The sequence below is a fragment of the Psychrobacter sp. bablab_jr014 genome (assembly GCF_016464015.1).
Classification (GTDB): Bacteria; Pseudomonadota; Gammaproteobacteria; order Pseudomonadales; family Moraxellaceae; genus Psychrobacter.
In genome coordinates this window covers 1-9,732 of record NZ_JACDXT010000056.1, presented here as the reverse complement: position 1 = coordinate 9,732, position 9,732 = coordinate 1, and the positions used below count along the sequence as shown (strand labels likewise).

Sequence of the window (9,732 nt, the reverse complement as noted above, 5' to 3'; positions counted from 1 at the left end):
GGCACTGACAGCGACTATTTTTTAGGCGATTCGAGGTTAAAAATAATAAGTTTAGTCATTCTAAGCGTTTATTTTTAACGATGAAGCGGCAAAAAAGAGTCCTGTCCCCTGCTTTTATCGTTGGGGCTGATGCTAAAATTGTCCCATACTGCGTTACAAATCTTGCTAAGGCATCTGCATTATCGTCGCTTTGTGCCTTGTCTGGAACAATTTTAGCAATCAGCAGTGCCTATTTGCGAATGTTCAACACGCCCTAATAAGGATACCGCCATGCCAAACAAAGACGCCGATCATACCGCTTTGCCAAACGAACAATCGGATAATGACAATACGACCAGTGCCGAGCATGTCGAGCAGCATTTGCAAGCGCTATCGGGCAATGAGGACATGCGTGAGCGGCGCTACTACAGCCAAGAGCAGCCATTTAGCGCTGATTTTTTGGGCAGTGTGATTAATGAGGAACGATTGACGGAACTGCTGTTGGAGAGTGATGCGTTTATCAGCCATTTGCAAGGTGAGATACAAGAATTTGACGAGAGTGAGTTGGATAATGGCTTGGATCAGGACTAAACCAATAACACAAGGTAAAAAAGCGCCGCTACTCTTATCACGAGCAGCGGCGCTTTTATTGTACGAAAGACTTTTTAGCAAAAAAAACTTACAACACCATCGCCGCAATCCAACCAAACGCCAATAGCGGGATGTTGTAATGGATAAAGGTCGGTATCACGCTGTCCTTGATGTGATCGTGTTGCCCATCAATGTTCAGACCCGATGTCGGCCCAAGGGTCGAATCTGACGCAGGCGAACCTGCATCGCCAAGCGCACCTGCCGTACCGATAATCGCCACAGTCGCAAGCGGTGAAAAGCCAAGCGACAAACACAGCGGCACATAAATCGCCGCCAAAATCGGAATGGTCGAAAACGACGAGCCGATACCCATGGTCACAATCAAGCCGATAAGTAGCATAATAAAGGCCGCCATCGCTTGATTGCCCGCGAACATGGCTGCCGCACCATCGACCAGCGGCTGGATTTGCTCGGTGGCTTTCATGACCTCAGCAAAGCCCTGCGCGGTAATCATAATAAAGCCAATCATCGCCATCAGCTTGATGCCGTCATTAAACACGGTATCGGCTTCGCGCCATTTGACCACGCCTGTCGCCATAAAGACGCCAAAACCAAACATCGAGCCTAAGAGCAGCGAATCGGTATACAGCTGCACCACGAATGCGGTGACAATCGCTGCCAGCGCCCCAAGGGCTTTTATAGTACTTTGACTGCCCGCAGACACCGCCGCTTGGCTGAGCGCGTCGCCCTCGACCACGGCATCACGCGCCGTCTTATCAATACTTAGCTGCTCATAATGTCTGGGCTTACGGTAGCTAAAGAACACCGCGACGATTAAGCCCAGCAGCATACCAAGTGCAGGAATCGCCATCGCCTGTGTGACCGAAATACCGCTGACATCAATGCCCGCTTCGCCGACGTTTTTGAGCATGATTTGGTTTAAGTAAATATCGCCAAACCCATAGGGAATAAACATATAGGTGGTCACCAGACCAAAGGTAATCAGACACGCGACCAGTCGGCGGTCAATCTGCATGCGGTTAAACGCGAGCAGCAGTGGCGGCACGAGCAGCGGAATAAAGGCGATATGAATAGGAATCAGGTTTTGACTAAAGCAGCTCATCAGCACGAGACCTGCAAACAGCCCGTACTTCACCATCAGACCCGCGCCGCCTTTTTCGATGCGCCCGATGACCTTGCTCGCGAGCGACTGCGGCAAGCCTGAATGTGCAATCGCCACCGCAAACGCACCGAGCAGCGCGTATGACAGCGCAATCTCTGCGCCGTTACGGATGCCCTCTTGAAACGCCGCCAGCGTATCCGTCACCCCAAGCCCCGCCACCAGACCGCCTGCCAGCGCCCCGATTAACAAACTTAATACCACGTGTACCCGCGCCAGTGACAGCCCCAGCATAATCACTACCGCCAGCAGCACCGCATTGATTGCCATATCTTGCCCCTTAGATTGCAACACCGCGCATTCAATTAAAATGCGTATCAACACGTCACAGACTCGCCCGCCTGCAACGCAAATGCGCGCCAGTTTACCTGATTTTGGCTACAAAACCTATGTTTAAACGGCATACACTATCTACACAAGCGTGACGCGCGCGTTTTATGATAAAGACAGGCGCACAGGCGGACGCCGATGTTAACACTTGCTGTATTTGCTGGACTTATTGCCCCCTTTGACCCTACCGCTTTTTCCTAACTTCTAAAAATGTCATAACCTTGCAATTTTTGATAACAACACCATTTATCTAAACATGAACCACGAACTTGACTTTGCAAGTCTGGTGAACGAGGAAAAATATATGACTGAACATAAAATCGAACCAGAAAACATCGACATTGATATCGACACTCACACTGACGACAGCGTGACCGAGAGCCAAAGTGACAAGCCTGAAACCTACTTGCCACTGCTCGCGCTCCGTGACGTCGTGGTCTATCCACATATGCAAATCGCGCTGTTTGTCGGTCGTGCGCCGTCAGTTAAGGCGGTCGAGCTGGCACAAGCCGAATATGGCGATAAAGTACTGGTCGTTGCGCAAAAAGACTCACTGACTGAAGAGATTGACCAAGACAATCTGTATCAATACGGCACGGTTTGCCGCATCGTCAGCACCATGCCGCATGACAGTGACGAAAATTGCATCAAAGTTCTTATCGAAGGGCAATACCGCGCCCACGTAGACAGCCTAGAAGCACACGATGAGGTGCTGATGGCGAACTTTACGCGTGCCGATATCACCACTGATATGGACGAAAGCCAGCAAAAAAACACCTTAAATGCGCTCGTGAGCTTGTTTGAAAGCTACGCTGATGCCCGCTTGCGCAACTCACGCGAGTTGGTACGTGTTGCCAAACGCATTGATGATTTGCTTGAGCTGGTGTACTTCATCTCAACGCGCGTCTCGATGGACTTGGACATCAAGCAATCGTTCCTAGAGCACAACGATTTAAAAGCGCACATCAATACTTTGACCGAATACTTGGTGAAGCAAAGCGCGGAACAAAACATCGAGCAAGAAATCCAAGACGCCGTACGTCAACAGATGGAAGACAATCAGCGCGAGTATTTCTTAAACGAAAAAATGAAAGCCATCAAAAACGAGCTTTCTGAGATGGGCAATGGCTCGTTTGATGCCGATGACGATATTGGCGAATTAGAGCAGCGTTTAGAAGACGCCGACTTGCCAGAAGACGTGCGCAAAAAAGCAGAGCAAGAGTTTAAAAAGCTCAAAATGATGCCGCCTGCCTCATCTGAATCGTCAGTCGTGCGCAACTATATCGAGTGGATTTTGGACACCCCGTGGAATGCCACGACCAAAGTGTCTATCAACCTTGATAAAGCGCAAGCGACCTTGGATGAAGACCATTACGGCCTAAAAGACGTTAAAGACCGCATCTTGGAATACCTCGCGGTACAATCGCGCGTGAAAAAGCTGCGCGGTCCTATCTTGTGCCTCGTCGGCCCTCCAGGTGTGGGTAAAACCTCACTAGGTGAGTCTATCGCCCGCGCGACAGGTCGTAAGTTTGTGCGTATGGCGCTTGGCGGCGTGCGTGATGAAGCTGAGATTCGCGGTCACCGCCGTACTTACATCGGTGCGATGCCTGGTAAAATCGTGCAGTCGCTTGCCAAAGTCGAAGTCAAAAACCCGCTCTTCTTACTTGATGAAGTGGACAAAATGGCGCAAGACTTCCGTGGTGACCCAGCGTCAGCATTGCTTGAAGTACTCGACCCATCGCAGAACGACAGCTTTAACGACCATTACCTCGATATGGACTTGGACTTATCGCAAGTGATGTTTATCTGTACTGCGAACAGCATGGACATTCCGCCTGCGCTGCTTGACCGTATGGAAGTCATCCGTCTGCCTGGCTACACCGAGGAAGAAAAAGTCAATATCGCCCAGCGTTACCTTGTGCCCAAAGCCATCAAGCAAAACGGCTTAAAAGAAGGCGAGATTGAGATTGTCGAAGCCGCGCTACACAGCATCGTACGCAGCTACACCCGTGAAGCGGGTGTGCGTAACCTTGAGCGTGAAGTCAACAAAATCTGCCGTAAAGTGGTACGCGGCTCGGTTGCCGAACACGGCTCACGCGCGCCGAAAAAGGCAGAACGTGACCTTGTGGTCGTTGACGCGGACAATGTCTCTGACTACCTTGGCGTACATCAATTTGACTACGGTCTAGCAGAAGAAAGCCCTGAAGTCGGACGCATCACGGGTCTCGCGTGGACGCAAGTCGGCGGTGAGCTATTGACCATTGAGGCGGTCGGCATGAAAGGCAAAGGCGAGCTGGTGTATACAGGCTCACTCGGCGATGTGATGAAAGAATCTATCCGCGCCGCAATGAGTGTAGTGCGCGCACGTGGTGACAGTCTGGGTATTGATTATGAAACGGTCAAAACAACCGACATCCACGTACACATGCCTGAGGGCGCAACGCCAAAAGACGGTCCGTCTGCAGGTGGCGCGCTGACCACCGCGCTGGTCTCAGCATTGACAGGCATCCCGATTCGCCCAGACGTGGCGATGACAGGCGAAGTCACCCTACGCGGTAAAATCCTGCGTATCGGCGGCTTAAAAGAAAAGCTACTCGCAGCGCATCGCGGCGGCATCAAGCACGTATTGATTCCTGCCAGCAATGAGCGCGACCTTGCTGACATTCCTGACAATGTCAAAGAAGGTCTTAAGATTCAGCCTGTCTCGACCATTGATGAGGTCTTAAAAGTGGCGCTGGTGCGTATGCCCACCCCGCTAAAACCTGCCAAAGTCACTGTGGACAAAACCACGAAAAAAACATTGCACAGCTAATCGTTAATTAATCGTTAGTTATTAACTACTTGTTAAAACAGCCGTCCGAGTGTGGGCGGCTTTTTTGTGTGTATAGAAAAAGGATTATTTATTGCAAACATAGTTTTTCAACCAAATTCACTGCTTTTATTTACGCATACCGCTATAGATAATAAAAAACGTATATATAGGCAGATCTCTTATGACGAAACATACGGTTTCAAACTCAAACAGTTAAACCATGACAAACACCGTTACTAGCTTATGTATTCTCAACAAGACTTACATTTATTAACCGATTGTTGCGCGATTGGTGAATAATGTGCCAAGCAGCTTGGCTATACTTATTTTTGTCATTAAGAAGAGATGAAAAACAACAATTAGAGGAACAGTATTATGAAAAAGATTATGCTCGCTAGTGCGTTACTTTGTGGTTCAGCCCTTGCTATGACAGGCTGTCAAAGTACTCAAGGTCAGTTGAAAACAGGCAACCCACTAAACCAGCCAGCTCTGAAATCTGTCATTAAAACTACTAATAGCTCAAATCAAGAAGTTGGACAAGTCTATCTACGCCCTGTTGATGGTGGCGTACAAGTCTACGGTAAGATAAGTCAGCTACCCGCTGGTGAAACGGTTGCCATACATATCCATGAAACAGGTAGCTGCGATATGATGGGCAAGGCAGCAGGCGGACACTTTAATCCAGATGGCTATCCGCATTCAAACCCAGACGACATGATGGGTCATGCAGGCGACTTGCCAAACATTACTGCTAATGAAGATGGCGTGGCCACAATTAACTATGTAAATAAGAAAATCAGCGCGGCTAAAGCGGGTAAGTATAGCGTTAACCGCCGCGCCGTTATTGTGCATGCAGGCGCTGATGATTATGTGAGTCAACCATCAGGCGCATCAGGTGACCGTATTGCTTGCGGCATTATCACTGAAGTGATGTAATTATCAATAAACGATAAGCACAAAAAAACCTCTTTATGATAAAGAGGTTTTTTATTGCGTCTTTTATATTAGGCAAATCTATAAGTGCTGTTTAGCACTTATAGCGTTTATGGGTTATTCTTCCCCCCACTCGCCTTTACGCCAATATACGCCCCAGCGCGTGGCTTTGCCGTTTTTCTCTGAGCCGACGTACTGCTCTTTTTTCTTACGCGACCAGCGCAAGATGGTTGGGTTGCCATCAGGATCTTCATCAGGCGCTTCGAACAGATAATGGAACTTGTCTTCCATCTTATCTTTAATCGGACGCAGCTCGGCAAGCTTTGGCGGACGTGTCTCGCGCACTTTGGGGAACTTCGATGCCGCAAGGAACATGCCCGCCGCGCCTTCACGCAAGATAAAGTGGTCGTCATGCTTGGTTGATTTGAGCTCAGGCATGTCGATAGGCTCCATACGCGGTGGTGCAGGTTCGCCATTCTTGAGCACTTTGCGCGTGTTGTCGCATTTTTGACAAGCAAAGTAAGGTCCAAAGCGCCCAGTCTTTAGCTCCATCTGTCCATCACATTTGTCACAGTCGATGGTCGGCGCATCAGAGCCTGGGACTTCAAACTTGCCTTCTTCTAAGATGTAGCCATCACAATCAGGATTGCTGCCGCAGATGTGCAGCTTTAAGCCGCCATCAACGATATAGCCGTCCATTGCCGTGCCGCATTTTGGACAGCGTTTTTTCTCCATCAAGTCTTTGACTTCGGCGGTCTCGTCACTGTCGGCATCGTCTAGGCTGGCAAAGGCTTCGACAGGCATCAGATTTTTTGTGCCTTTGCAGCGCTCTTTTGGCGGCAGGTTGTAACCTGTACAGCCTAAGAAAACGCCCGTTGAACCCGTACGCAGCTGCATTGGGCGGTCACATAGGTCGCAATGTACATCGGGTACGTCTGTTGGGTCGTTCGGGCGCATGCCGTCTTTGTCTTTGGCGTGCTCGAGCTTGATTTTAAAGTCTGTGTAGAAGTTGTCTAACACGTCCTTCCAATCTTGATCACCTTCGGCAACGTGGTCGAGCTTGTCTTCAAGCGCGGCGGTAAAGGTGTAATCCATCAAGTCAGGGAAGCTTTCGGTCAAGCGGTCAGTGACGATGTCGCCCATTTTTTCGGCGAACAGACGCTTGTTATCGAGCTTGACGTAGCCGCGCTCTTGAATGGTGGAGATGATAGATGCATAAGTTGATGGGCGACCGATGCCTTTTTTCTCAAGCTCCTTAACGAGGCTCGCTTCGGTGTAGCGCGGTGGCGGCTTGGTAAAGTGCTGGCTGGGGTCGAGCTTGTCGAGTACCAGCACGTCGCCCTCTTTGACATCAGGCAATAGTGTGTCGTCTACTTTGGCAGGCGACAGCACTTTGGTATAGCCATCAAAGGTCATGGTACGACCGCGTGCCTTTAGCTCGACATTGCCCGCGCCGACAATCAGATTGACCGATAGGTATTTGGCAGGCAGCATTTGGCAGGCGACAAATTGACGCCAAATCAGCTCGTACAGACGCGCCGCATCACGCTCCACGCCTTTTAATTGCGCAGACTTCATATTGACGTTCGAGGGGCGTATCGCTTCGTGCGCTTCTTGGGCGTTTTGCTTGTTGCCATAGAAGTTGGGCTTTTCTGGCAAGTAGTTTTTGCCGTAGTTGCTCTCGATGTGCTCACGCGCCGCGCCCAACGCATCGGCAGATAAGAAAGTCGAATCGGTACGCATATAGGTAATGTGACCTGCCTCATACAGACGCTGGGCAAGAATCATGGTCTTTTTGACCGAAAAGCCAAGGCGCGTGCTTGCCGCTTGCTGCAAGGTCGAGGTAATAAATGGCGCGCTTGGACGCGATTGGGTCGGCTTTTCTTCGCGCGCTTTGACCACATAATCGGCAGGCTTTAAGATGTCGAGTACCGCATCAGTCTGCGCTTTGTTACCGAGCTTTAGGGTTTTGCCGTCTTGTTTGACTGCTTCTAGGCGGATGCTATCGGCGTCTTGTTTGCCGCCTTTTGGATGCGTGTCAGCATGGATTTGCCAGTATTCTTCAGGAATAAAGGCGCGAATCTCGTGCTCACGCTCGACGACCAGACGCATGGCGACCGACTGCACACGACCTGCAGACAGACCACGCGCGATTTTTTGCCACAATAAGGGCGAGACCATAAAGCCCACCACACGATCCAAAAAGCGGCGCGCTTGCTGCGCATTCACGCGGTCAATATCGAGCTTGGCGGGTTGTTTAAAGGCATTTTGAATCGCCGATTTGGTAATCTCGTTAAACACCACGCGCTGATATTTGCTGTCCGCGCCGCCAATGACTTCTTTTAAATGCCACGCAATCGCCTCTCCCTCTCTGTCCATATCGGTCGCGAGATAGATTTTATCAGCGTCTTTGGCAAGGGCTTTGAGCTCTTTAATGACTTTGGTCTTGTTGGGCAGCACTTCATAGACCGCTGCCCAGCCGTGTTCAGGGTCAACACCCATACGGCGTACGAGGGCTTGTTGGGCTTTTTCTTCTTTGCTTAGGCTGTCGTCTTTTTTGCTGGTCGTCGCTTTTTTGCCACCTTTATTGCCACTGACGGGCAAATCGCGCACATGCCCAATACTTGAGCGCACAATATAGTCGTTGCCCAAATATTTATTGATGGTTTTTGCCTTGGCTGGCGATTCGACGATAACCAAGGATTTGCCGTGACTGCTGTTTTCTTCGGCAGCGGGGCTTTGTGTGCTTTTGGGTTTTGCCATATTTGACGACACCATGATAAACAAATAAAAAATAAGGGGAAAAAAGCGCTATAAAATAAGCACGGTGACGGCTGTGCCTATTGGGTATGTCTTTGCTCTAAATGATTATAAGATTATAAGCGTTACATAAGAGATATGCTTTAGGACGTTACACTGCTCAACATTAAGCTGTCAACCGTTAATAAATGACACGTAACGCAGCAACGGCCTGTTTGCCGTATTAATGCTGCATCTGCATTGTCCATGCGTGCAGTTGCTCTTTTAAAGCGATTAGGTCAGGCTCTATTGCGCTCGTGTTGTAGCTAGGATTGGTCGCGGGGCGCACATAAGCAATGTCTTCCCAATAGATGACGATGCTGTTGGCTTTAATCAGTAGACCTTTAGCAAAAGGCGCAATGGTCGGTGGCAAATCAATCGCCACTTTATCTAGCGCAAAATTGGCTGGTATACCCTCGCCTTCTGTCGCACGCCACTCACCGTTGACGGCTTGATAGCGCGCGTGTGGCAATTTTTTGCCTTCAAGCACCAGACCGTATTGAGCCATCATGCCACGTCCGTGCTCATCGTCTTTGCCGCGTATCCAATCAGGACACGCAATTAGCTTAGGGTTGAGTTGTAGTCGGCGCGCACTCATTCGCAGCTTGTCCAAACGCTGGTCAATACCACTTGGTTTGAGTGCCATCATGCTGCCCAATACAAACAGCGCGATAAAAATACCAATCCACATGCCCATAATCAATTAAGCCTTAATACGCTTTTGATGCCAATAATAGCGACAAAAAATAATGTCCATCACTCATAATGCGCGCAAAATCTTAAAATTCAAGGGTACACGCATCACGCCCTCAAAAATCCTATCGCATCGCGGCGCTATTATAAAGGCAGATACGAGATTGTCGATAAAAAAGCGTCTGTCTTATAATAAGTATTGATAGCCGCTGCTCTAGTGCGTGTCATCAATGGGCACATTGACTCATTTAGCAGTCTTAAAATGGCTAAATCTTAGGGCGTGTTGAACATTCGACCATAGCACTGACAGCGACTATTTTTTAGGCGATTCGAGGTTAAAAATAATAAGTTTAGTCATTCTAAGCGTTTATTTTTAACGATGAAGCGGCAAAAAAGAGTCCTGTCCCTGCGGGCT

Annotated in this window: 6 protein-coding genes; 3 read left to right on the top strand and 3 right to left on the bottom strand. The window is 49.3% G+C overall.

Translation table 11 applies throughout. From position 1 onward, the window contains the following. Positions 1-270: 270 nt before the first annotated feature. Positions 271-570, top strand: a complete 300-nt coding sequence (locus JIE71_RS12330; RefSeq protein WP_228284692.1) for a hypothetical protein — start codon at positions 271-273, stop codon at positions 568-570. Positions 571-658: 88 nt separating this feature from the next. Here the strand turns inward: JIE71_RS12330 and JIE71_RS12325 are convergent, their stop codons facing one another. Beyond that, on the bottom strand, positions 659-2,020 hold the full coding sequence (locus tag JIE71_RS12325) for a Na+/H+ antiporter family protein (RefSeq protein WP_199509021.1): 1,362 nt from the start codon (positions 2,018-2,020) through the stop codon (positions 659-661). A 364-nt stretch (positions 2,021-2,384) separates the two neighbouring features. Here JIE71_RS12325 and lon point away from each other — a divergent pair, with 364 nt between their 5' ends. Next, complete coding sequence (gene lon, locus JIE71_RS12320) at positions 2,385-4,892, top strand: endopeptidase La (RefSeq protein ID WP_199509020.1); 2,508 nt, start codon at positions 2,385-2,387, stop codon at positions 4,890-4,892. Between the two features lie 375 nt (positions 4,893-5,267). Next, complete coding sequence (locus JIE71_RS12315) at positions 5,268-5,828, top strand: superoxide dismutase family protein (protein WP_199509019.1); 561 nt, start codon at positions 5,268-5,270, stop codon at positions 5,826-5,828. Positions 5,829-5,942: 114 nt separating this feature from the next. Here the strand turns inward: JIE71_RS12315 and topA are convergent, their stop codons facing one another. Together topA and JIE71_RS12305 are read right to left on the bottom strand one after the other, a co-directional pair. Next, positions 5,943-8,588 carry a type I DNA topoisomerase gene (gene topA, locus JIE71_RS12310; RefSeq protein ID WP_199509018.1) on the bottom strand — a complete coding sequence of 882 codons (2,646 nt, stop codon included), beginning with the start codon at positions 8,586-8,588 and terminating at the stop codon, positions 5,943-5,945. Positions 8,589-8,808: 220 nt separating this feature from the next. Beyond that, entirely contained in the window at positions 8,809-9,321 is a 513-nt protein-coding gene (locus JIE71_RS12305) for a hypothetical protein (RefSeq protein WP_199509017.1), read from the bottom strand. Positions 9,322-9,732 lie beyond the last annotated feature (411 nt).

Coding starts and splice junctions, on each gene's coding strand:
- JIE71_RS12325 (WP_199509021.1), bottom strand. CDS start 2,020: ATGGCAATCAATGCGGTGCTGCTGGCGGTAGTGATTATGCTGGGGCTG.
- lon (WP_199509020.1), top strand. CDS start 2,385: ATGACTGAACATAAAATCGAACCAGAAAACATCGACATTGATATCGAC.
- topA (WP_199509018.1), bottom strand. CDS start 8,588: ATGGCAAAACCCAAAAGCACACAAAGCCCCGCTGCCGAAGAAAACAGC.
- JIE71_RS12315 (WP_199509019.1), top strand. CDS start 5,268: ATGAAAAAGATTATGCTCGCTAGTGCGTTACTTTGTGGTTCAGCCCTT.
- JIE71_RS12305 (WP_199509017.1), bottom strand. CDS start 9,321: ATGGGCATGTGGATTGGTATTTTTATCGCGCTGTTTGTATTGGGCAGC.
- JIE71_RS12330 (WP_228284692.1), top strand. CDS start 271: ATGCCAAACAAAGACGCCGATCATACCGCTTTGCCAAACGAACAATCG.